Raw genomic sequence first — 22,635 nt, 5'->3', positions numbered from 1 at the left:
CCCCAAGGAAGCCCGCCCACCGCAGCGACACCGGCCGACCTGTCACACCCACCTGCAACAATCAAGCCCGACAGGCGACCAGCACCGACTTCAACCCCGCTGAATCACGCCGCACGAAAAATCGAGGCTAGCCTCCGTCGTAAATCGTCGTGTCACTTGACGCCGTTTTCCCGACACAGCATCTTGGCCGGCGTCAACCGTCAGTTGATAGCGCACGACGCTTTTACCCGTACTGCGGTCCTTGACGGAGATTTTCTTGATTTAGGGGCAGCTGCTGTCGCTTGCCGCCCGCACCGGCGTTCGCGTTCTTCGTCATGGCCGTCTGCATGGCCGTCGACGCCTTCCGCTTGCCGGGAGTGGTTGCGGGAAGTAGTCCAGCCGCCCACGCCTGCTGTACAAGTCGTGCTGCATGGCGGTGGCCGTAGCCGAAGCCGTCTTCGACCGCTTTGCCCATCGCTTATTCATGGCTTATGACCGAGAAGCAATGAGAATCAACGATTGCTAGCAGTACAGGCAAGGCCTTGAATCCTGCTGCCCCGCAATAGCAAGCGCGATCTCGCGGCAATCGTTGAGAATGTTCGACTGGTAAAGCCGGTGTCTCAGGTTCGAATCCTGCCGGGAGCACCAGCGTCGTTGTAGGTAAACGCTACTGTTTGAGCTCGGCCAGCGACGCCGTGCCTTCTGCGTGTCGTCCCGCTCCGAGCTGCCCTGTCGGCACTCCTGCCGGTGCCTGGTTGCTGGTCACCTGGCACTGGCTGGCCGCCCCTGGTCGCCCGTAGAGCGACGAGTTGGCGTACCCTGGCCTGACACCGACGACTCCCCCCGAGAGGCTGGGACGACGGGAAGCCAATACGCTCCTGGCGTTCCTGGTCGCACTACCCAGCCTCCCCGACATGTCATTGGAGTTAAACCAGCGATGAACGACAACGACGTGCCCGATAGGCCTGACAGGCTAGAAATCAAGATAACCGCCGAGGACTACGCCAAGCTCGGCGAGCTTTCCAAAACGTCGGACATCACCCATTGCATTTGCTGCCTGGCACCAGCACCAGGTGGGGGTGATCCGGGGTGGGGAGCCGGAGGATTCCGCAACAGGTTGACCGGCGACGAGATGCGTTACGTGCACCGCCTGGTGCTTTCCGCGTGTGTGTGGCCGTGCCCTCCGGATATGGCGTGCTGCCATTGGGACGACGACAAGGCGAACAACAACGTCTGGAATCTTCGCTGGGATTCGCGGAGCGCCGACATTAAATACTGCGTCCGCAACGGTAGCCACAACATGGCCCGCAGAATGCACTGCGCACGCGGACATGCAGACTCGACCGAAAACACCCGGATACGCACATCGGGGGGGCGCCGATGCGTTACATGTGTCCGCGAGGACTGCCGCCGCCACGCGCGTAACAGCTACCGCCTCAAGGAGGAAGCGCGCCGCCGCTATGCGCAGAGACGGGCGCCGTTCAAGAAGGCAGCGTGAATTCGCCTCCGTTACACCACAAGGAGAGTCCGGTCTTCGCAGCAGACCGCGGCGCCTATTGGCGCCAGCTGTGCGGGCTGGGCCCGGTGGTGAAAATCGACACAGGCAACCCAATGCTGCACGGCTACTATCTCACCAGGCGGGACGACGTGCGCGCGGCTTTGCACGACCCGGACACGTTTATGTCGCCGCCGAAAACCTTCAAGCTCACCTCGTCCGGCGTACCGCTTCCCCAGGTGCCGCTCTCTTGCGGGACGCGATCGGAGCATGCCCGTTTCGCGCGCGCCTTACATCCTCTCTTCAGCCCCAAAGGGTTGGCCCCCTACGCGCCGGCCTTGTGCGCCCGGGCCACGACGCTGGTCGACACGGTCGCCGCCAAAGGGCAGTGTGACGCAATCAAAATCGCCGACACCTACGCCTGCGAAGCGCTGCTCACGGTGTGCGGGCTGCCGGCAGACGACGCCAAGGCGCCTCGGGTGATCGGGGCCGCAGTAATCGGCGACTCCGACGGGGCAGCCGAACGTGAACTCTTCAATTTCCTGAATTCCGGGCTGGCCGCCGAGATGGGAAATCCCCGGCGGCCGCCCGGCGTACTCTGGCCGCTAGTGGAGGGACTCGACGGCGATAACGATTTTCCGCTCAGCAGGGTCGAAGTGGCTGCGGTCATCCTTTTGTTGTTCTCTGTTGCAGGCATTGAAATGGTCGCCTCGGCAATTGGTTTCGCGCTTCTACATCTCGCGCGCGATCCGCAACTGCAGGCCCGGCTGCGTGAAGACCCAGCACAGATTGCGGCGTTCGTCGAGGAAATTTTGCGGTTGGAGACGCCAGGGCCGGCCATTCCGCGCATCACCACAAGGGAAGTCAATGTCGGCGGCGTCACAATCCCGGCGCGCAGTGTGGTGTGGCTGGCCTTGGAAGCCGCGGGCAGAGAGAACGGCGGCGACGAGATGGCGACGGCCAGCAACGGAGAGGTTCGGCGGCAGCGCCATTGGGCGTTCGGCGGCGGCATACACAGATGCTTGGGCATGCACCTGGCCCGACTTGAATTGGACACGTTTGTGACCGAGTGGTTGAGCCGCGTCCCGCAATTCGAACTAGAACCAGGCTTCGCGCCAGCCATTGTGCACAAACCGACCAGCGTGACCCACCTGGGCAGCCTAATGCTGCGCTGGGAGGCTCGGTGAGCGCGCCGCCAACGCGGGCCGACCTCATCGCCAGCAGCGGCGGCCAGCACTGTGGTAGTCGGGCCCGCTGCCGCATTAGCCGCACTCAGCGACGAGCCAATGGACGCGGCTACATCTTCTCGTCATGCCCGGTAGTGTGGGTTGCCGGTGGATGCTTCGGCGGTCCGTCACGTTCACGCAACCATGCGATACGCGCCGGCAGTTCGTCCTTAAAACGTTGCCGTCCACCCGGTTTCCAGATCGACATCGGATATCTGCTGCCTGACCAGTACACTTCGACCAGTCCGCGTTGCTCTAATGCCCTGACTGCACAAGCGATTTGACGTTGGGTGCGCTGCAACTGCTCGCCCAGTTCGCGCGTGGTGTGCGAGTCGCTGTCGGGCAGCGCCGACAGCATGGCCTGCTGTGTCTTACCGATACCCCTGCTCATGCAACTACGTTGTACCGAAGGTGGTTCGATTATGTATCACCTTCGGTACAACCGAGATCGCGGAATTAAGTGTACTGAAGGTGCGGCAAAACTACGCGCCTCCGGTACGGTTATAGCTCATGTCATCCCTGCCTCAGCCTCATCCGCTGCGGCAACCAGCTCTTGAGCTTTCTTGGATGTGGCCAGCGCCGACAGTGCCTCGGCCACCTCCACATCACGCCCGCTCAGCATCTGTTGATAATTCAGTGACGCTTTCGCCGTGCTGTGACCGAGACGCTGCATCGTCTCAACCAAGTTGCTGACGCGGGCGGTTTGCGAGCCTGCGAAATGTCTTAGGTCGTGTATCCGCACATTTTCGCGGCCAATAGCTTTCAATGCCGGTGCGAAGTGGTCACAGAACACTCGGTCATTGAAGTGGCAGCCACCTTTCGCGGCCGGAAACAGTTGCGCGCCAGCGTCTTTCTCCACATAAAGCTCAAGGTGGTTTTTCAAATCGTCGCGGATGTGCGGCGGCACAACCACGGTGCGGCCTTTACCGCTCTTGGGTGTGTCGATGAGGCACTGTTTCTTGCGGTGGGTCACACCACGGCTCACGTTGATGACCTCGCACCCTGGCCCGATGTCTTTGCGGCGCAGTTCGATAACCTCACCCCAGCGCAGACCACACCAAGCACTCACCAGCACAAGGGCTTTCAGCCTCTCAGGCTGGACCGCGTTGGCCAGCTTACCGATGTCGTCCACGTCGAGGATCACGGCCCGTCGTTTGGCCGGTGGGTTCATGACACCTTTCAGGTTGGCCGGGTTGGTGGTCAGGACCCCGTCAGACACAGCGGTGGCCAGAATCGCGTGCAGCAACCCGTATGCGTGGCTGTTGCGCCTGACGTATTCTTTACCCAGGCCGGAATACCAGCGCCGGATCGTGTCAGATGTCAGCGTGGACAGTGGTTGGTTGCCGAGCTTTTTCTCGATGTGGCCTTTCAACAGTGATTCATATCCGATTTTGGTGCGCGGCTTGACGTTTCGCGTTTCGATCCAATCGGATGCATACTGGCCCAACGTTTTTCCCCGATTCAGGCTGGCCTCCACCCTCAGCCTCGGCGCTGTCCAGGTGCCTTGTTCGATCAACCGGCGTTCACTGGCCAGCCACGCTTCGGCGTCCATCTTGCTGCTGTAGGTGATGGGTGCGTTGTGCCGGTCAAGTTCCGGTGGCCAGATGTAGCTTGCGTGCCAGCGGCCAGACGGCAGCTCTCGCAGCTTGCCCCAGCCTCGGCGTCCCGGTTTGCCCGCCACGATCGTTTGCCCTCCCGACGTCGTGTCTTCTGTGTGCCTTCTAGTGGCCGATTCTGGCACCCGCTGGCCCAGGTTGTCCAGTGAGCTTGCTGTGAATCACCGCTGCTGAGAGCGGCTTTTTGCAGGTCATCCACAGGCTGTGCGTATACCATCGCGGCCAATTCGAATCCTGCCGGGGGGCACCAGAGTCCTTGCAGGTAAACGGCTATGTCCGAGTTGAGCCAGCAAAGCCATGTGATCCACATGTTATCCGGCTCAAACATGGCCGGTTCCGGTTCCTGCCGGTGATGCGTTGCTGCCACGGTTGGTCAAGTCGCCTGATGGTAGTGCCGTGTAATAGTGTTACTTGCGCAACAACGGTGCAGCGCAATAGAAATAGGGTCGGGATGCCCATGCAGAAACTAGCAGCAGTAGCGATCGCGATCGGCGTGGCATTCGCAGCAACGCCGATCGCGCATGCCGACGACCCCTGGATTGCGATGGCGATGTCGGATTCCACTGGGCAGATCAAAATCGCTGAAGGAGCACCCACCCGAGATGCCGCCGAGCAGGCGGTGATGAAGGAGTGTCGCAAGCGAATCAGCGATTGTCGTCTTCTGGCCAGCGGGCAGGGTGGGTGCATCGCCGTTGCTGTGAACGCTGCGCGCACCAAATACGTCGGAGGCTGGGGTCCGACACGCGATGCAGCGGAGGCAGCGGCACTAGCTGCCGGCGGTGGCGGAACGGTCCAGAAAGACCAAGGCCACTGCCTAGGAGACCCGATGAACCAATGACCACCGCACGCTGTCCTGACAAAAGATCCACGCGGCTCGGTGTCACCATGCTGTCACAACTTATGGGCTACACACGGCGGCCTACGCCCGCGAATACATGCGGACGCTGACGGGCGCTGACGGGCTAATTCTGTTGGGGTACAGCTGAATACGGGACACGCAGGGGCACGCGCGACGAACACGCGCGGACACGCGCGGAAAGGTTCAAACGGACTTAAAATCCGTCCAGTGTCGGTTCGAGTCCGACTTGGGGCACGGCGTTGGCCGTGGATATGCGCTCGTAGAAGCGTTTTCGGGACCGAACATGCGTGCTACCGAGCGCCCCGTGAGCACGGCTTGAGCACGTTTTCGAGCCGGTCGGCCACGCTGCCCAAGTGGGAGTCGAACAGATCGGCGTAGCAGTCGAGCGTCATGGCGGCGCTGGCGTGCCCGAGCATCCGTTGCACGACTTTCGGGTTGGCCCACGCACGCGGCGATTATGCAGTTCATTGATCTGCTGGCGGACGGCATCGAGCAGGCGATGACAGACGGCGGCGACGTGACGGTCAGCATCGGCGGCGAGAAGCTGGTCCTCAACCTGCACGACGCCGACGCGCTCTGCATTACGCTTGGTGACACGGCCGCCGATCTGGCCAATGAGATCGACGCCGATGAGTAAGCGCACCTTCACGCCCGAGGAAGTCGCTCACGCGTAGGCCCTAGAGGCCGGCCCGAGGTTTGGAAGGAACAACGATGAGGAAATCATTGCGGATGGCGGGCATCGCTGGCGCAGCCGCGTTGGCGACCTTGTGCGGGAGCATCGGCGCGGACCTGTTGGCGGTGGCTCACGCCGACTGCATTGTGCGCCACTGCGTACCGACCGGCGCCAGGATAGGCGGGGTCTTCTGCTCCGAGACGGTCGTGCCAGGTCCTTGCGGCGAGCAGACCGGCCCGCCGGCCCCGCCGGCCCCGCCGGCTGATCTGATTCGGCCACCTATGCCGTAGTCGAGGAGTCTCAATCAGGATGTCAAGCCGTCCCGGTAGCGGGCGCTGGTCTGTGCGGGGTGAACTCACGGCTGTCGCGCAGCAGGGCCCGCAGCACGTCGACGAGCCGGCGGGCGAGCGCTAGGAGCGCTTGGGTATGGATGAGTCGTTCGCCGCGTTTGCGATCGTAGAACTGCCGGGGAAGGGCCATTGGCGCGGATGCTGGACAGTGCGGCCATGTAGAACACGCGGCGCAGTCTGCGGTTGTAGCGTGGGTGGAAGTCTCGTCGGTCATGTGCGAACCGGTCATTGTCCGAGGTTCGGGTCGCCCGGTGGCGCCTACGGCGGGGGTGGGGGCGGAACCTGCTGCCAGCCTTGCGAGTGCGAATACGTCCAGCCGCAGGGCACGTATTGCAAATCCTGATCGGGGCCTGTTATCCAGCACTTCGGCGCGTTTGGGTCAGGTGACGGCGCCGGGTCTGCATGGGCAACGCCGCTGCCCGCCAGCACAGATGCCGCGAAGGCCGCAGCGATCACCAGTTTCATCTTCATGAGGCGATCCTTTTCTTGTCCTGTACTTTCGTTCTGCGGGCAATGACCCACCTCAAACATATTTGCCCCTACACCGGCAACTCAAACATCAGCGTTTTCCCAGCAACCCTAAAGCGGTGGTTGAGCCGTACTGCAGAAGTCGGCTGAACCCTTCCTCCCACTGGTCGGCGATCGCATTCCATGTCCAGCTGGGCAGTTGCTCGAGCCAGGCGTTCGCGCTCGGCATCAAGGGTTCCTTCGCTGTGCTTGGTCCGTTGCCCGTTTACCCATTGACCGAGTTTGTAGCCATCGACGTTGCAGGAGACGGGGACTCGCGCGTTTAGTGACCATCATGCAGTGCAAGCAAGATCCTGTGATCCGATCAGGTGTCACATTTTGTGCCACGTCGACGCTGGCGATGGTTGGCTTGCGACGGGTCTGGGCGCATTGGGCGTCCGGTGCCAAACAGTCCCTAGAAGGCATCATTGATGGCGCACATGCGCTGCGCGGCAACACTTTCCATCGCAACCGCATGGGTTACAAGGCAATTGGGACCATCGCTGCATGCACTCTCCATGGCGGGCCCAGTGGTGCGCACAGTGCTGCACCGCACGTTGGGTTTGCACGCGTGACTGTGCGTAACGACCTCAAGAGTAAGTCGGATAATTCCGACATGCGCTGGTCTTCCGTCGCGTGGCTGCTTTCGGCTGCGGTCAAACCTCATGTGGTGCACCGGGTTTCGTGGTCCATCTTGCACTGAAACGTCATGTGCTGCACCAAGGTTTCGCGGCTCCATCATCAACTCAGCACGGCTTCAATGATCAACTCAACATCTCGTCAGCACCCCACTGAGAGTTTGTTGTAGCGCGCTCCCAGCTAACTACGAAGCTCGATTCATGCGCGAACTGCAATATTAGCGGTGCCGAGTATTTACGCTGTTCAGAGGGCTCCAGGTTGTTGCTACGACCAAACGCAATACCCAGGTCGACTGAGACCACAAGGCCAGCGCCCGTTCGCAACTCACACCGCCGGGAAGGACATGACTCGAGTGTGAATCGCCATGGCCTCAAACGGGTGCAGCCTTGGCGGTCAGTTGGCCAGCACGTGGTCGGCGGTTCGGATCGCGAGCGCCGCGCCTGTCAGTGTGGGGTTGATGGCGAGAGGGGTCGGGATGAGTCCGACCGCGGCGAGGTACAGGTTCTCGGTCCCCCAAACGCGTCCGAATCCGTTGGCGACGCACGTGCCGTCGTCGTTGTCGCCCATGCGGCACGTGCCCATCACGTGAGCGAACCCGAGCGCCATCCACTGCGGCTACACGCCGATCCGGAAGCGACCGAGGTGGGCGGCGAGCGCTTGTTGGTCAGCGACGACGGCGTCCATGCGCTTGCGGTCGGCGTCGCGTAACGGAACGTCGAAGCGCACAGTCCCGTCGTCGCCAATCGTCATGGTGTTATCGGGGTCGTTGTCGACCGGGCAGAAGGACTGGATCTCGACGAGTCTGTTTGGCGCGACGTCAATGTCGGGCGGCGCCGGCCGTGTGGGGCTCGTATCCCGCAACACCATCGTGTTCCAAGGTGCGGCGGCACTGGGGGGATCCATAGACGGGGTGGCAGGTCGTAACCGTCGCCGTCGCACAGCCTCGTGTCGAGCACGAGCTGTGAAAACAACACAGGGTGGTACGTGAGGTATCTGCCAAGCGCCGGCGCTCGGAGTCCCGAGCGGTGCAGGAGAACCGGCGTGCCGAAGGCGCCCGCGGCCACCACGACGACCGAAGCGTCGATTCGCTCGCCGTCGGAGAGCTCGACTGCCGACACGCGTTGCGCTTCGAGGCGGACGCGGCGCACGTCGCGGCCTGAACCACCACGCCGGTGTCAACGAGGACATCGTGGGTAGCCGCATAGTGGATCATTGTGGTCGTGGGACCCAGCAGGCGCCCTGCCATCGGCTGTGCCCGAATCCCACGGCCAGCTTCGGCAAGCGGTGCGCGTAGTCGCTCGGCGATTCGCTGTTGACGCAACGACGCCGCGAAAGTGTCGTCGTGCACATCGAGATAGCGTTCGGCTTCGCCCAGGTAGTGGTCCCAATCGGGCGCCGGCATCGCGGCCCATTGCTGGAATGGCGACGGTCTCGGGCAGTTGTTGGTCCACAGCACGCCTTGCCCGCCGACAGCGGCCGTCGTGGACGCGCCGGGCAGGCTCGCCGGCGCTGCCGCCTCGTCGAAATACGTAAATCTGTCGGCGATCCCCGCCAAGAAGGAATCGGGGTCGTGCTGGAAGCGGGCCTGGTTGCGAACGTGGCAGCCCGGTGGATCCGAGATCGCCGGACCCGCCTCGAGCATTGTCACGGCACGGCCGGCTTCGGCGAACCGGCGTGCAACGACAGCGCCGATGGGTCCACTGCCGATGACCACGACGTCGCCACGCATCACGCGGGAGCCGCCGCAATCGCCCAGCTGGATCTTCCGGACCTCAACATTCCAACCAACGTACTGAGCCCGTACCGAACGCGTCGGGGCATCAGCCAAAAGTGGCCAAAAGTGGCCAAGCACAGGCGATTGGAGTGTTTCAGCGAAGTGTTACACCTGGTCATGGAAAGCGGGCCGACGCCCGGACCCGGCTAGCTGGGCAGCCGATCGATGATGGCAAGTGCAGCGGCAACCGTCAGTCCGGTGGCGGCGCGTTTGGCGACGTGGATGAACATGGCATCCCCTAGGTCAGGCCGGTGCTGTTTCGGAGAAGTCTGGGAGCGGTGTCTTGAAAGATTCTTGGGATCTGGCCCGGGCCGGTTCGCCAGTCACTTTGATCGCTGCCCCCGCGGTTGCCGAAACCATTAGCCTTATGCCTGGCACGCCACCGCGTAGTCGCGTCTTGCGCACGCAATGGCCGGCGCGAAGGCGCGTCCAGTCGGTTTGCGGCAAAGCGGACCGCGGGTGAGGAGTCGGGATGGGTGACACGACCGCGGGTTCGCGGGAGGGTTCGGAGTTCGGACCGTATCGGCTGCGGCGCCTGGTCGGTCGCGGCGGCATGGGCGACGTCTATGAGGCCGAGGACACGGTGCGGGAGCGGATCGTGGCGCTGAAGCTGATGTCGGAGACGCTGTCCAACGACCCGGTCTTTCGCTCGCGCATGCAGCGCGAGGCCCGCACCGCGGGACGCCTGCAGGAACCGCACGTCGTGCCTATTCATGACTTCGGCGAGATCGACGGGCAGCTCTACGTGGACATGCGCCTGATCGACGGCACGGACGTGGCCAGCACCTTGAGCCGCTACGGGCCGCTTTCTCCGGCGCGGGCGATCGCGATTGTGCGCCAGGTCGGGTCGGCTCTGGACGCTGCGCATGCTGCCGGGGTGCTGCATCGCGACGTAAAACCGGAGAACATCCTGGTGAGCGCCGATGACTTCGCCTATCTCGTCGATTTCGGGATCGCCAGCGCCACCTCCGACGAAAAGCTGACGCAGATCGGTACCACGGTGGGCACCTTCAAGTACATGGCCCCGGAGCGGTTCAGTGACGCCGAAGTCACCTATCGGGCCGACATCTATGCATTGGCGTGCGTGTTGTACGAATGCTTGACCGGATCCCCGCCGTACCAGGGCGACCAGATCAGCGTCATGGGCGCGCACGTCAATCAGGCCATCCCGCGGCCCAGCGCCGCGCGGCCCGGCATTCCGGTCGCCTTCGACCACGTGATCGCCTGCGGCATGGCCAAGAATCCCGCGGACCGTTATGCCAGCTGCGGTGATCTGGCAGTAGCCGCCTATGCAGCGCTGGCAACGCCCGATCAGGATCGCGCCACCGATATCTTGCAGCGCAGCCAGGTCGCGAATGCGCCGGCCGCGTTCGCGGGCCAGCCGCCCGGCGGCTTTACGCCTGCGCCGATAACCCACGCTTCGCAACCGGGTACCGTCTGGCCCGCACCATCGGCGCCGCAGCCGACACCATGGACTGGTGCCCCTGTCTGGAGCACCGGCGTTGCGACCGGCCCGGGCGCACCGCCGTGGGGTCAACCGGCCCCCCGGGGAAGCCGTAAGCCCTGGCTGTGGGTGAGTGTGGCCGCGATCGTCGTGGTGGCCGTCGTGGGGGCGGTCCTTGGTTTCGTCCATCCGTGGGAGCGGTCGACCCCGACAGCGGCGACGACAACCCCGGCGCCACCGCCGGACGCGGTCGAGCTTCGAGTCCTCGACGACGGTGTGTCCATCGGCAGCGAGGCGGCGCCGATAACGATCGACGTGTTCAACGAACCCATGTGCCCGCCGTGCGGCAGCTTCATCAGGTCGTTTGCCAGTGACATCGATACCGCGGTGAACAATAAGAAGCTCGCGGTGCGCTATCACCTGCTCAACTTCCTCGACGACAAGTCGCACAGCAAGAATTACTCGACCCGCGCGGTGGCCGCCACCTACTGCGTCGCGGGGCAGAACGATCCGAAGGTCTACACCGCGTTTTACTCCGGCTTGTTCGCCAGCAACTTTCAGCCGCAAGAGGGTGCTGCCGAAGACCGCACCGACAGCGAGCTGGCCCAACTGGCCAAAACCGTCGGCGTCGATGCGAACGCGATCGCCTGCATCAAGTCAGGAGATGATGTCGGCACCGCCAAAGCCAAGACCGCAAGCGCCGCCACAACGCTGTCTGGGCTCAATGCCAGTGGCACGCCGTTCGTGTGGGACGGCAACAAAGTCATAAACTATCAGGATCCGGGTTGGCTCACGAGGCTGATCGGATAGCATGCGGATGCTCCTTTCCGTGGATACCGTAGCCAGCTCAAACCTATTGCGCGGCAAGAAATTCGGGTCGTTGCGCGCTGCAGCCGGCCTGGCCCGTAGCCGTGTGACAATGTGTTAAGCCATGCGCAGGGAATTCGGAAGGAGTCGGCGAGCCGCGCCCGGAGCTGCGCTATTGACGCTATTGACGGTGGCGGCCTGCTCGTCGGGAACGTCCACCATCGAGCCCGCGAAACCCGGCGACGGGAACCTGAGCACGCCGCCCGGGAAGGCCCTGACCATCTCCCCGGGCCAGCTGTTAGCCGCCACCAACGGCGTGACGCCGGTGGCGTTCGGCAAGCCCGCGCACGGCAGCATCGCATACGGCGCTTATGGGGCAATGATTTACACGCCGGACGCCGGCTTCGGCGGGACTGATAACCTCCCCGTCACCGTCAGCAACTCGGTGCGGCTCTACGCCGAGGACGAGACGCCGCGGATCATCGTCGGCGATGTCGCGATACAGCCCAACGCGCATGGGTCCGCGATCGCTCAAGTGCCGGGAAAGTCCGACGAGATCTACGGCCTCAGCGACCGTGGCCCCAATGTCGAAGGGCGTACCCCCGACGAAAGAGTGCTTCCCGTACCCGATTTCCATCCACAGATCGCCAAGCTCAAACTCGCCGATGGTGTGGCATCAGTGGAACAGATCATCACATTGAAAGGACGTGACGGTGCGCCCTTGGTCGGGCTCATCGACCCCCAGGTGTCCACGGGCGAGAGACTGGTGGACCTCAACGGCACGCCACTGGCGCCTTCCGATCACGGCCTGGACGGTGAAGGCATAGTTGCCATGGCCGACGGTACATTCTGGGTGTCCGACGAGTACGGCCCGTTCATCGTCCACTTCGACGCCAATGGCCAAGAGCTGGAACGTCTTTCGCCGTTCGGTGGGGCCCTGCCCAAAGAGCTCTCGTTGCGCCAACCCAATCAGGGGATGGAAGGGCTTACGATCACCCCCGATGGCTCAACGTTGGTGGGCATGATGCAATCTGGGCTGCAGACGCCCGGCCTGGTCGGCTCGGCCAAGTCCGTCCCGATGACCCGCATCGTGACCGTCAACCTCGCCAACCGCGGCGATGTGCACGAGTACTTGTATCCACTGGCCAATCCCCAGCAGACGAAGGTAGCGGTGTCAGAAATCGCGGCGGTGAGCAACACGACGTTTCTGGTCGACGAGCATAACGGCGAGCCACAGCCCAACGGCAACAAGAAGATCTACGTGGCCGACATCAGCGGGGCCACCGATGTCGGCCCCCACTCGACCGTGCGGGGCGCCGTCTATCAGGCCGACGCCGGCGGCCTGCTCCTCAACGGCGTTCCGATCGAGACGTTTCTCGGCATCAGTACCGACGCGGCGGCCGCCGACAAACTCAAGGCCGCCGGGATCACTGTCACCACGAAGTCCCTCAAGCTCGATCTCAGCTACCTTCTGCGTTCGCTTTCCGCCGACGGTGATTTCTTCGCACACGACAAGATCGAAGGCCTGCTCACCCCGGACGGCGGTAAGACGTTGATGATCGCCAACGACAGCGATTTCGGGCTGGCCGGATTGGCTTCTAGCGCCCCACCGTTCCAGCTCAAGCCCAAGATCCTGCCCAACGGCACTCAGGACAGTGGCGAGATTCTGAAAGTCGATACGACCCTGTTGCCCGCGAAGACCGAATCGGTGACGGTGCCGATCAAAGTCGGCTGAACCGTGTGACGCCCGGCCCGCTCATTCGGCGATCGGCCCGGTCCGCGCGCAGGCGGTTCGGATAGGTTGGTTGGGGCGGGGCGATCCCACGAGCCGCTTACGCTCCGCATCTTTGCAGCCAAAAAGGAGCTTCGCCATCAACGCGCCCAGCCCGGATGCCATCCGCGCAGAGACGATCACCATCACCGGCCACGACGGCGACGAAATCGAGGCCTACCGGGGCATGCCGCTCGCCGAGGCAGCACGGGGCGGAGTCGTCTGGATCCACCACATGCCCGGCTATGACCGGGAGACCAAAGAGTTCGTCCGGCGGCTCGCCGTCACCGGCTATCACGTGGTGGCGCCGAACCTGTATTCACGCGAGGCCCCGGGCGCCGCGCCCGATGACGCCGCCGCCGCGGTGCGGGCCGCCGGAGGGGTGCCCGATCAGCGATTGGTCGGCGATGTCGCCGGCGCGGTGGAGCACCTGCGCGGATTGGCCGGCGCCAACGGAAAGTTCGGTGTCATCGGGCACTGCTCGGGCGGACGGCACGCGTACCTGGCGGCGTGCTCGCTGCAGTTCGACGCCGCGGTGGACTGTTACGGCGCGTTCATCGTCGAGGATCCACCGGAAGGCATGCCCAAGGCGATGAAACCGATCCTGGACCTCGCGCCCAACCTGAGCTGCCCGCTGCTGGGCCTGTTCGGGGTCGAGGACCGATTCCCGGCACCCCCAGCGGTGGCCACGTTGGACGCCGAGCTGACCAAACTCGACAAGACTCACCAATTCCAGTCCTATGAGGGCGCGGGCCATGCTTTCTTCTCCGTCGACCGGCCGGCGTACAGCCCGGAAGCGGCGGTGGACGGCTGGCAGCGCATCGACGAGTTCTTCGCCACCCACCTGAAAGGCTAGGTGTCCCAAGCCATGTGCACTTATCTCACCGAACACGTCGCGATCGACGGCAGCGGCAAGGGCGCGACGGGCTGGTTCGGCGCCGACCGCGCGACGGTGTACGTCGACCATCCCGTCCATGCGCCCTACGGACACACGGTCAACATCGACGTGATCAACCCGCAGCTGGGCCCGTCGGCGAGGGTTGCGCTCGAACTCACCGAGGAGAGCGCGCTGGCACTGGCTGACGCCATCCACAGGGCGATCGCCCATGCGCCGGTCGGCCTGGCCTCCAAGAACCAGTAGGTGACCGATGACCACCAGAGACCCTGACTACCCCCAAATGGCCGCCACCCGAGGAAGAATCGAGCCCGCGCCGCGTCGGGTCCGCGGCTATCTCGGCCACGAGCTGGTTTTCGATACCATCGCGGCGCGTTATGTCTGGGAGGTGCCCTACTACCCGCAGTACTACATTCCGCTGTCGGATGTCGGCGCGGAATTCCTGCGCGACGAAGACCATCCGCAAAAGGTCCAGTTGGGTGCGTCACGGTTGCACTCGCTGGTCGGCGCCGGGCAGACCCATCAGTCGGCCGCGCGGGTGTTCGACGCCGACACTGACAGCCCGGTGGCGGGCACTGTGCGCTTCGACTGGGGTGCCTTGAGTTGGTTCGAGGAGGACGAGCCGATTTACGGCCATCCCCGCAATCCGTATGTGCGGGTCGACGCGCTGCGTTCGCACCGCCGCGTACGGGTAGAACTGGACGGCCCGGATGGCATTGTCCTCGCCGACACCCGCTCTCCGGTTCTGCTCTTCGAAACTGGTTTGCCCACAAGGTATTACATTGATCAGACCGATGTCGCCTTCGAGCATCTGGAACCCAGCTCGACGCAGACGCTGTGCCCGTACAAGGGAACGACGTCGGGGTACTGGTCGGTGCGGGTGGGCGACACCGTGCATCCCGACCTGGCGTGGACATACCACTACCCACTCCCCGCCGTCGCGCCGATCGCAGGCCTGGTGGCGTTCTACAACGAAAAGCTCGACATCATCGTGGAGGGTGCCGCCCTGCCGCGACCCCACACTCACTTCAGCTAGGCCGCCGGTAGCCCAGGCGGCGAGGCGCGCAGACCGTCGCGGATCCCGCGATCGATCTCGTCCCTCGCGCTGTCGGCCCCGGTCGATTCTTGGCAGCCGCAGCTCAGCGCGCCGATTGGGTTCGGTTCGGCGCCGGCCGGCGCCGGGGCCCAAACACAAGCGCAGACAGCGATAGCAGCGCCGACCAGTATTTTTGTGATCATGTTCCATGTAGACGTTGCGGCGGCCCGAAAAGGTTTCACCTTCGGCCGCACCGGCTTTGGCGCACTTCGTCCTGACTGCGCTCACATGCAACACACGTCGACCGCACACTGAAATCAATATTTAAACGACTGAACACACATCCGAAACATTCCAATTAGAGGCTTCCACCCGTCTACGGCTTGAATAGTAGGCACCGCAGCTGATTCCAATAGGCCCGTTGGCTCGACGAATTAGGGGTGTGTCTGAACATGGTGCCCTATCCCGATTGGCTAAATCCCGGAGACAACGCCTGGCAGTTGGTGGCGGCGACTCTGGTCGGCCTGATGAGCATTCCGGGCATCGCCGTGCTGTACGGCGGAATTGTCCAGAAGAAATGGGCCGTCAACACGATGCTGATGGCCTTCACCGGGTTTTCCCTGGTGCTGGTCGTGTGGGTGCTCTGGGGCTTCAAGATGGGCTTCGGCGAGCCTGTCAAGCTCTTCAAGGGCATCCCCGTCCTGAGGTCCTTTGTCGGAATACCCCACACGATCCTGAGCAGCAACAACCAGCAGATAGCCTGGATACCGAAGTTGGACGGCCTTATGCCGTCCTTCCGTTTCTCGGAGACCACGCTGGCCTACTTCCAGTTCGTGTTCGCCGCGATCACCCCGCTGCTGTTCCTCGGCAGCGTGGTCGGCCGGATGAGCTTCAAGGTGTGGCTGATCTTCGTGCCGCTGTGGTCGACGTTCGCCTACTCGGTCAACGCCTTCCTGTTGTGGGGCGGCGGCTGGTGGGCAGAGGCGGGTGCGCTGGACTACAGCGGTGGCTACGTGATCCACCTGGCGGCCGGGACAACCGGATTCGTCGCAGCCGCTGTGATCGGTCCGCGGCTGGCACGGGACCGGGAGCGCGCGGTGCCCAACAACCTGCCCCTTGCGGCGGTCGGTGCCGGCATCCTGTGGTTGGGCTGGAACGGGTTCAACGGCGGTGACCCGTACTTCTCGGGTGCCGACGCGTCGCTGGCGGTGCTCAACACCAACCTCGCCACCGCCACCGCGTTGCTCACCTGGGTGATCTGGGACCTCTTCGTGAGCAAGCAGCGCAAGCCGACATTCCTCGGCGCCGTCAACGGCATGATCACGGGGCTGGTCGCGATCACCCCGGCGGCGGGCTTTGTGAACAGCTTCGGCGCGATCATCATCGGTGTCGTCGCCTCGTCCCTGGTCTGGATGTCCTGGAACTGGCTCGGCACCACGCGGCTGTTCCGAAAGGTCGACGACACCCTGGGTGTGTTCCACACTCACGGCGTGGCGGGTCTGGCGGGCGGGTTGCTCGTCGGGGTGCTGGCGGACCCGCACATCGTCGAATACCTGGGCGGCAGCACCGGGTCCGACGTGACCACCGCCGGTTGGCTGTACGGGCACCATCCCAAACAGATACTCATCCAGCTGGGCGCGGCCGCCACGGTCATCGTCTGGGACGCCTTCGTTACGTTCGTCATCCTGAAAGTCCTTGGCCTGTTTATGAAGTTGCGGTTGCCCGACGACGTCCTGGAAAGTGGCGACGTGGGCGTGCACGACGAAGAGGCCTACCCCGACGACACGCTCGTCATGGGCCGCCGGGTCGAGGCGTTGGTGTCGTCGTCCAAGCAGGCCGAGTCGAAAGAGGGATGACGGCATGAAGCTGATCACCGCGATCGTCAAGCCGTTCACACTCGACGACGTCAGACATGCCATTGAAAACGCCGGTGTGCTCGGCCTGACCGTCACCGAAGTCCAGGGGTACGGCCGGCAACGCGGGCACACCGAGGTCTACCGCGGGGCCGAGTACGCGGTTGACTTCGTGCCGAAGGTCCGGGTCGACGTGGTGGTCGACGACGAGTACGTCCAGCGAGTCGTCGATGCCATCGTCGGAGTTGCCCGCACCGGGAAGATCGGCGACGGCAAGGTCTGGGTAACTCCGGTGGAAGGTCTGGTCCGTATCCGAACCGGGGAACGCGACCATGACGCTCTCTGACGCGCTCTAACGTCGAAAAACCTTTTTGCGGCCCAGGCGCGAACGCGCGCGGGGGCGATGCAGTGTGATATCTCACTCGAATTTTCGGTAATTTTAATATCTTCTTATCTGGACACCTGTTCAGAACGCGGACAGGGCATTAGCGACACGGCCGAAAAGCCTGGTAGTCGCCCGATTTATGCTTGCTGTCGAGGCGTTTCGATAATCGCAACCTGCTCGCAAGTCCCAGACTTGCCGTGACCTGGGTAACAGTGCCGAATTTGAATTCTTTTGGCCAGAATTCCACCGCTAAACTTCACTAACAAGCAAGCGCAGCGCCTTTCGGTGCTGAAATCCGCTTAATCCCAGGGCGCCGGTGTCGCGGAATTCTCGCGACGATGGTGGCCCGGTGGTCCGACGAACACAGCAAAGGCGGTGCCAGCGTGAGCCCGGACAGAGACAAAGACGTGAAGAAGGGCCCGATCGTCTGCGAGATTTCCGTGGATAGTGGTCCGATCAGTGGCATCGTGGCCAGCCCCGATGGCAGCCGGCTGATGGTCACCAACTACGGCGGCGACAGTGTCTCGATCATCGACACCGACAGCTGCCGGGTCGTGGAGACCGTCTCGGGCGTGCAGGAACCGTTCGCGATCGCCGCAGCTGGGCCGAAAGGCCCTGAAAGCTTGGCACCGAACCGGGTGTACGTGAGCAGCGTGTCCAGGGCGTACGACGCGATCGAGGTCATCGACGTGTCCACCAACACGGTTGTGGCGACCCATCCGCTGGCGCTCAGCGTGAGCGACCTGGTGGTGAGTCCCGAAGGAAGGTACGTCTACGCCAGCCGCAATGGCACCGGCAGTGCCGACGTCGCCGTCCTGGACACCACCACGGGCCGGGTCGAGGTGATCGATATGGCGGGACCCGGCACTATCACCCAGTGCGTGCGCACCAGCCCGGACGGGGGCCGCGTGTACGTCGGCACCAACGGGCCCGCCGGCGGGAGGCTCGTCGTGCTCGGTGCACCGTCCGACGACCGTTCATCGGGACGCGCGCGCTGGCCCCGCAAAGAGCCCGCCCGTTCTGGCAACACAGGCTTGAGTGTCACGGGTGTCGTGGAGATCGGTCTGGCCGTCCGCGACGTCGCGGTCAGCCCCGACGGTGCCGTCGCCTATGTGGCCAGTTGCTGCCCCGAGGTGGGGGCGGTGGTCGACGTTGTCGACACCCGGACCAACAAGATCACCAGCACGCGCAAGCTCGGCGAGATCAGCGGCAACCTGACCGGCTGCACGATCAGCCGCGACGGCGATCGCGCCTACTTGGTCAGCGACGACGGCATCACGGTGCTGTGCACGCTTACCCAGGACGTCATAGGCACCGTCGCAGTAACGGAGCAGCCGTCGTGCGTGGTCGAAAGCCCGGACGGAAAGCGCCTGTACGTCGCCGACTACTCGGGCGCGGTCATCGTGACACCTGTTGCCTCGACCGCTCCGTTAGCCATCGAGGGTGCGGCGCACCGCAGCCACGCCTCGGCCGAATGGGTCATGCCCGAGCTGTTGCAATACGAGCCGGCCTTGGCCCTTTAGTAAGCCCTCTAGTACGCCTGGCCGGGCGTTCGTAGCCCCTGTTCTCGGGGAACCCGTTTCTCATTGTTCCGCGCGGGGATAGCATTCGCCCGACCGGACATGAGGCGGTGCTGCGCCGGAACCCGTAAGGCGGTACATCGATGGACAGCACGATGCAGGACTTTCCGTTGACGATCGCCGCGATAATGCGGCACGCCTGCGGCATCCATGGGGCACGCACGGCCACCACCGCGACCGGTGACGGCTACCGGCAGATCAGCTACGGCGAAGTGGGTCGAGACGCCGCCCGGTTGGCGAATGTGCTGCGCGAGATCGACATCACCGGGGACCAACGAGTCGGCACGTTCATGTGGAACAACGCCGAGCACTTGACGGCGTATTTGGCGGTGCCGTCGATGGGCGCGGTCCTGCACACCCTCAACATCCGGCTCTTCCCGGAGCAGATCGCCTATGCCGCCAACGAGGCCGAAGACCGGGTCGTCCTGGTCGACATATCGCTGGCCAACTTGCTGGGGCCGATCCTGCCCAGCCTCGACACCGTGCACACGGTGATCGCGGTAGGGGAGGGAGATCTTTCGCCGCTGCAGGACTCGGGCAAGACCGTGCTGCGCTACGCCGAAGCGATCGACGGCCAGCCGATCGAGTTCGACTGGCCCCAGATCGACGAGAACTCGGCGGCCGCGATGTGCTACACCAGCGGCACCACCGGCCACCCGAAAGGTGTTGTCTACAGCCACCGTTCGAGCTACTTGCACACCATGGCGGCCTGCTCGGGCAACGCCATGGCCCTGGGGTCCAGTGACAGCGTGCTGCCGATCGTGCCGATGTTTCACGCCAACGCGTGGGGGATGCCGTACGCGGCGCTGATGGCAGGCGCCGACTTGGTCTTACCCGATCGCCACCTTGACCCTCGGTCGGTGATCGACATGATCGAAACGCAACGGCCTACCGTCGCCGGCGCGGTGCCGACCATCTGGAACGACGTCATGCATCGCCTGGAAAAAGACCCGGAGCACGACATCTCGTCGTTGCGGCTGGTGGTCTGCGGCGGCTCGGCCGTTCCAGTCTCGCTGATGCGGATCTTCGAAGAGCGACACGGCGTCCAGATCCGGCAGCTGTGGGGGATGACCGAGACGTCGCCGCTGGCCACCATGGCGTGGCCACCGCGAGGAACCCCGGAGGAGCAGCAGTGGGCGTTCCGCGGCACCGCGGGACGACCGCTGTGCGGTGTGGAAGCCCGCATCGTCAACGACCACGGCAAGGTGCTGCCCAGTGACGGCAAAGCGGTTGGTGAGGTGGAGGTTCGCGGCCCGTGGATCACCGGCTCGTATTACCGCGGACGTGACGCGTCCAAGTTCGAGTCCGGGTGGTTGCGCACCGGTGACGTCGGCCGCATCGACGAGCGGGGCTTCATCACGCTGACCGACCGCGCCAAAGACGTCATCAAGTCCGGCGGGGAATGGATCTCATCCGTTGAGCTGGAGAACTGCCTGGTCGGGCACCCAGACGTGCACGAGGCCGCGGTGGTGGGGGTCGCCGACGAGCGCTGGCAGGAACGGCCACTGGCCGTCGTCGTCGTCAACGAAGGCGCGTCGATCACCCCGGCCGAGCTCCGAAAGTTTCTCTCGGACAAGGTCGTTCGGTGGTGGCTGCCTGAACGATGGACATTTGCCGACGAAATTCCCCGTACCAGCGTGGGCAAGTACGACAAGAAAACCATCAGAGCTCGCTACGCCGAGGATGTCTACACGGTGATCGAGGCGCACGACTGAATGGAGCGAGGTCGTTGTGGTGTCTGTAATATGTTGCAGCACAAACCTGTACGTCAGGTATCAAAGATCATCGTCCCGACACCGCTGGGGCTGTAACCGATGTACACCGGTTGCTGCGCGAACGGCTCGTACCCAGTTTCCATCGTGCCGCCTGAGGTGACATACAGGGCGTTGGTCCCGGTCGTCGTGTACGAGTACAGCAGCGTCTGACCGTCGGGGGTGTAGACCGAAATGGTTGTTCCCGCTGGCACGTATCCGGTGGTCTGACCGGTCCCGAGCACCGATGACGGGATGGTTCCATACACACCACCGGAATCGAACATCACGGGAACGGTTTGGACAGTCCCGTTATCAACCTGGACGTCCACGGTGGTAATCGGTGCTCCGGTAACCGAGACTCCGGCGGGCAGCGGGTTGGTGCCGAACTCCAGCACGCCCTGGGATTCGTTGATGAGCACGCCGTTATTGAGGAGGCCGGGCAACGCCGTGACCACCGTGCTGGTGCCCGGGTACCCGTTGTTCGGCCCGATGCCCAATACGCCAACGATGCCGTAGGAAGCGAAATAGTTGTCCACCGCTGACCCGCTGACGACGTTAACCCCGGTCGGCTGGGTGACGATTCCGTTTCCGAAATTCACCGTCGTTGAATACGTCGTGTAGTTGTAGTTCAGCCCCCCGGCGTAACCGGCCGAACCCGACCCGACGGCGGTGCCGAGGTTCTGTGTTGGGACGTATTGGCTTTCGATAACAAGGCCAGTCGATCCGGTATCAAGCTCCACGGGCTCCATCGGTCCGCCGTTGACCGAAATGTAGACCACCGGATTAGTCACATTCTTCATCTGCAGCGGGACGCTTGCGTTCGTCAAAGTGCTGCCGCCCGTGCCGCCCGTGGCGCCGTTGGTGCCGGTGCTGCCGCTGTTGCCGCCGGAGTGAGTGCCGGCCCCGCCGGTGCCGCCGGCGCCGTTGGTGCCGAACGTGCCGTCTGGGCCGCCGCTGCCGCTGTTGCCACCGGTGCCGCCGTTGCCACCGTTGGCGCCGGTGCCGCTCGCGCCGTGGATTCCGCCGGCGCCAGCAGCCCCGCCGGTACCGCCGGTGCCGGCGTTGGCGCCGGCGCCGCCGGTACCGCCTTCGCCGCCGTAACTGCCTTGGCCGGTGTATTGAGCGGTGCCGCCGTTGCCGGCGTTAGCCCCGTTGCCGCCCTGGCCCCCGTTGCCGCCGGTGCCGCCGTCAGCGTTGGCTCCGCCCGTGCCGCCGATGCCGCCGCTGCCCCCGGTGCCGCCGGCGCCGCCGTCTCCGCCATTGTTGCCCTGGACGTTGGCGTTGCCGCTGCCGTCGCCGCCCGCGCCGCCGTTGGCGCCTTGTCCGCCGTTGCCGCCGGCCCCGCCGTTGAAGCCATTGGCGCCTTGCCCGCCGTTGCCGCCCGAGCCGGCGGCTCCGCCGTTGCCGCCCGTGCCGCCGGTGCCGACGGGCAGCGCTTCGCTCCCGGGCGCGGAGTCGTAGCCGTTGCCGGGCGCGCCACCCGCGCCGGCCGCCCCGCCATCGCCGCCATCGCCACCGGTGCCACCGACGGTGCTGGCGCCGGTGCCGCCGTTGCCGCCATTGCCGCCTGCGCCGCCGGTGCCGCCCGGACCACCGTTGCCGTTGGATCCGAACAGGCCGTGGTTCGATGCGGGTTGGTTGGCCGCGCCGCCTTGACCGCCTTGGCCGCCGGCGCCGCCGGTGCCGCCGGCAAAGCCGGGGTTGTCGCCGGGCGCGCCGTTGCCGCCGGTGCCGCCGGCACCGCCGCTCCCGCCGGCGCCGCCGTTGCCGCCGCTGCCGTAGAACACATCATTGGCCGCGGCGACTTGTTTGCTGGCGCTGTTGCCGGGGCTGCCGCCGGCGCCACCGCTGCCGCCGTTGCCTCCGCCGCCGCCGACGCTGTCGATGCCCGCGCCACCGCTACTGCCCTGGCCGCCCGCGCCGCCGTTGCCGCCGTTGCCGCCGCTGCCGCCGGCGGTGCCGCCGGCGCCGGGGTCGCCCCCGTTGCCGCCG

General features: G+C 64.3%; 26 protein-coding genes and 2 pseudogenes. 16 read left to right on the top strand and 12 right to left on the bottom strand.

Going from position 1 to position 22,635, the window contains the following annotated elements; translation table 11 throughout:
* Positions 1-223: 223 nt before the first annotated feature.
* Entirely contained in the window at positions 224-454 is a 231-nt protein-coding gene (locus ACLP9N_RS19890; RefSeq protein WP_442409027.1) for a hypothetical protein, read from the bottom strand.
* A 462-nt stretch (positions 455-916) separates the two neighbouring features.
* Between ACLP9N_RS19890 and ACLP9N_RS19885 the strand changes: the two genes are divergently transcribed.
* Positions 917-1,477: a hypothetical protein gene (locus tag ACLP9N_RS19885; RefSeq protein WP_442409026.1), complete on the top strand. Its 561-nt coding sequence runs from the start codon at positions 917-919 to the stop codon at positions 1,475-1,477.
* Positions 1,474-2,661: a cytochrome P450 gene (locus ACLP9N_RS19880; protein ID WP_442409025.1), complete on the top strand. Its 1,188-nt coding sequence runs from the start codon at positions 1,474-1,476 to the stop codon at positions 2,659-2,661. The genes ACLP9N_RS19885 and ACLP9N_RS19880 overlap by 4 nt, the downstream gene beginning before the upstream one ends.
* Positions 2,662-2,681: 20 nt before the next feature.
* Here the strand turns inward: ACLP9N_RS19880 and ACLP9N_RS19875 are convergent.
* The 3 genes and pseudogenes from ACLP9N_RS19875 to ACLP9N_RS19865 all read right to left on the bottom strand — a co-directional run.
* Positions 2,682-2,762 (bottom strand): annotated as a pseudogene (locus ACLP9N_RS19875) (PE domain-containing protein); the annotation flags it as partial.
* An 8-nt stretch (positions 2,763-2,770) separates the two neighbouring features.
* Positions 2,771-3,058: a hypothetical protein gene (locus ACLP9N_RS19870; RefSeq protein WP_442409024.1), complete on the bottom strand. Its 288-nt coding sequence runs from the start codon at positions 3,056-3,058 to the stop codon at positions 2,771-2,773.
* A gap of 150 nt (positions 3,059-3,208) precedes the next feature.
* Positions 3,209-4,381, bottom strand: coding sequence for a tyrosine-type recombinase/integrase (locus ACLP9N_RS19865; protein WP_442409023.1), 1,173 nt, complete (start codon positions 4,379-4,381; stop codon positions 3,209-3,211).
* Between the two features lie 392 nt (positions 4,382-4,773).
* Here ACLP9N_RS19865 and ACLP9N_RS19860 point away from each other — a divergent pair, with 392 nt between their 5' ends.
* Entirely contained in the window at positions 4,774-5,154 is a 381-nt protein-coding gene (locus ACLP9N_RS19860) for a DUF4189 domain-containing protein (protein WP_442409022.1), read from the top strand.
* Positions 5,155-5,465: 311 nt separating this feature from the next.
* Here ACLP9N_RS19860 and ACLP9N_RS19855 read toward each other — a convergent pair whose 3' ends face one another.
* Positions 5,466-5,600 carry a hypothetical protein gene (locus ACLP9N_RS19855; RefSeq protein WP_442409021.1) on the bottom strand — a complete coding sequence of 45 codons (135 nt, stop codon included), beginning with the start codon at positions 5,598-5,600 and terminating at the stop codon, positions 5,466-5,468.
* Positions 5,601-5,632: 32 nt separating this feature from the next.
* Here ACLP9N_RS19855 and ACLP9N_RS19850 point away from each other — a divergent pair, with 32 nt between their 5' ends.
* Positions 5,633-5,812 (top strand): hypothetical protein, encoded by a 180-nt coding sequence (locus ACLP9N_RS19850; protein WP_442409020.1) that lies wholly within the window; start codon positions 5,633-5,635, stop codon positions 5,810-5,812.
* A 74-nt stretch (positions 5,813-5,886) separates the two neighbouring features.
* A complete protein-coding gene (locus tag ACLP9N_RS19845) occupies positions 5,887-6,138 on the top strand; it encodes a hypothetical protein (RefSeq protein ID WP_442409019.1) in 252 nt (83 codons plus the stop codon).
* Positions 6,139-6,160: 22 nt separating this feature from the next.
* On the opposite strand, the pseudogene ACLP9N_RS19840 reads toward ACLP9N_RS19845, so the two are convergent.
* The 3 genes and pseudogenes from ACLP9N_RS19840 to ACLP9N_RS19830 all read right to left on the bottom strand — a co-directional run.
* Positions 6,161-6,389 (bottom strand): annotated as a pseudogene (locus tag ACLP9N_RS19840) (hypothetical protein); the annotation flags it as partial.
* A 67-nt stretch (positions 6,390-6,456) separates the two neighbouring features.
* Positions 6,457-6,669, bottom strand: coding sequence for a hypothetical protein (locus tag ACLP9N_RS19835; RefSeq protein ID WP_442409018.1), 213 nt, complete (start codon positions 6,667-6,669; stop codon positions 6,457-6,459).
* A gap of 88 nt (positions 6,670-6,757) precedes the next feature.
* Positions 6,758-6,895 (bottom strand): hypothetical protein, encoded by a 138-nt coding sequence (locus ACLP9N_RS19830; RefSeq protein ID WP_442409017.1) that lies wholly within the window; start codon positions 6,893-6,895, stop codon positions 6,758-6,760.
* Between the two features lie 96 nt (positions 6,896-6,991).
* On the opposite strand from ACLP9N_RS19830, the gene ACLP9N_RS19825 reads away from it, so the two are divergent.
* Positions 6,992-7,408, top strand: a complete 417-nt coding sequence (locus ACLP9N_RS19825) for a hypothetical protein (protein ID WP_442409016.1) — start codon at positions 6,992-6,994, stop codon at positions 7,406-7,408.
* A 329-nt stretch (positions 7,409-7,737) separates the two neighbouring features.
* Here the strand turns inward: ACLP9N_RS19825 and ACLP9N_RS19820 are convergent, their stop codons facing one another.
* From ACLP9N_RS19820 to ACLP9N_RS19810, 3 genes are read right to left on the bottom strand one after another with little or no spacing between them, the layout of a single operon-like run.
* A complete protein-coding gene (locus ACLP9N_RS19820; RefSeq protein WP_442409015.1) occupies positions 7,738-7,950 on the bottom strand; it encodes a GMC oxidoreductase in 213 nt (70 codons plus the stop codon).
* A 9-nt stretch (positions 7,951-7,959) separates the two neighbouring features.
* Entirely contained in the window at positions 7,960-8,094 is a 135-nt protein-coding gene (locus ACLP9N_RS19815) for a hypothetical protein (RefSeq protein WP_442409014.1), read from the bottom strand.
* Positions 8,091-8,462 carry a GMC family oxidoreductase N-terminal domain-containing protein gene (locus ACLP9N_RS19810; protein WP_442409013.1) on the bottom strand — a complete coding sequence of 124 codons (372 nt, stop codon included), beginning with the start codon at positions 8,460-8,462 and terminating at the stop codon, positions 8,091-8,093. Before ACLP9N_RS19810 ends, ACLP9N_RS19815 begins: the two co-directional genes overlap by 4 nt.
* Before the next feature lie 224 nt (positions 8,463-8,686).
* Here ACLP9N_RS19810 and ACLP9N_RS19805 point away from each other — a divergent pair, with 224 nt between their 5' ends.
* From ACLP9N_RS19805 to ACLP9N_RS19760, 10 genes are all read left to right on the top strand, one after another.
* Positions 8,687-9,268 carry a hypothetical protein gene (locus ACLP9N_RS19805; RefSeq protein ID WP_442409012.1) on the top strand — a complete coding sequence of 194 codons (582 nt, stop codon included), beginning with the start codon at positions 8,687-8,689 and terminating at the stop codon, positions 9,266-9,268.
* Between the two features lie 322 nt (positions 9,269-9,590).
* A complete protein-coding gene (locus tag ACLP9N_RS19800) occupies positions 9,591-11,372 on the top strand; it encodes a protein kinase domain-containing protein (RefSeq protein ID WP_442409011.1) in 1,782 nt (593 codons plus the stop codon).
* A 172-nt stretch (positions 11,373-11,544) separates the two neighbouring features.
* On the top strand, positions 11,545-13,104 hold the full coding sequence (locus tag ACLP9N_RS19795; protein ID WP_442409010.1) for an esterase-like activity of phytase family protein: 1,560 nt from the start codon (positions 11,545-11,547) through the stop codon (positions 13,102-13,104).
* A gap of 112 nt (positions 13,105-13,216) precedes the next feature.
* On the top strand, positions 13,217-13,996 hold the full coding sequence (locus tag ACLP9N_RS19790) for a dienelactone hydrolase family protein (RefSeq protein WP_442409009.1): 780 nt from the start codon (positions 13,217-13,219) through the stop codon (positions 13,994-13,996).
* A gap of 12 nt (positions 13,997-14,008) precedes the next feature.
* Positions 14,009-14,281, top strand: a complete 273-nt coding sequence (locus tag ACLP9N_RS19785; protein ID WP_442409008.1) for a DUF6295 family protein — start codon at positions 14,009-14,011, stop codon at positions 14,279-14,281.
* A gap of 7 nt (positions 14,282-14,288) precedes the next feature.
* The gene (locus ACLP9N_RS19780) at positions 14,289-15,071 is read left to right on the top strand and encodes a DUF427 domain-containing protein (protein WP_442409007.1); all 783 of its coding nucleotides are present in this window, start codon (positions 14,289-14,291) and stop codon (positions 15,069-15,071) included.
* Positions 15,072-15,511: 440 nt separating this feature from the next.
* A complete protein-coding gene (locus tag ACLP9N_RS19775) occupies positions 15,512-16,927 on the top strand; it encodes an ammonium transporter (protein WP_442409006.1) in 1,416 nt (471 codons plus the stop codon).
* 4 nt (positions 16,928-16,931) lie between these two features.
* Positions 16,932-17,270 carry a P-II family nitrogen regulator gene (locus ACLP9N_RS19770; RefSeq protein ID WP_442409005.1) on the top strand — a complete coding sequence of 113 codons (339 nt, stop codon included), beginning with the start codon at positions 16,932-16,934 and terminating at the stop codon, positions 17,268-17,270.
* Between the two features lie 422 nt (positions 17,271-17,692).
* On the top strand, positions 17,693-18,832 hold the full coding sequence (locus tag ACLP9N_RS19765; RefSeq protein ID WP_442409004.1) for a YncE family protein: 1,140 nt from the start codon (positions 17,693-17,695) through the stop codon (positions 18,830-18,832).
* Between the two features lie 140 nt (positions 18,833-18,972).
* Positions 18,973-20,604 (top strand): fatty acid--CoA ligase, encoded by a 1,632-nt coding sequence (locus tag ACLP9N_RS19760; RefSeq protein WP_442409003.1) that lies wholly within the window; start codon positions 18,973-18,975, stop codon positions 20,602-20,604.
* 53 nt (positions 20,605-20,657) lie between these two features.
* On the opposite strand, the gene ACLP9N_RS19755 is transcribed toward ACLP9N_RS19760, so the two are convergent.
* Positions 20,658-22,635 (bottom strand): PecA family PE domain-processing aspartic protease (locus ACLP9N_RS19755; protein WP_442409002.1); only part of this gene is annotated, 1,978 nt, incomplete at its 5' end.

Origin of the sequence: Mycobacterium sp. (assembly GCF_052144515.1) — a bacterium.
Classification (GTDB): Bacteria; Actinomycetota; Actinomycetes; order Mycobacteriales; family Mycobacteriaceae; genus Mycobacterium.
Note: the sequence above shows the minus strand (reverse complement) of the source record. Positions and strands in the feature narration are given on the sequence as shown.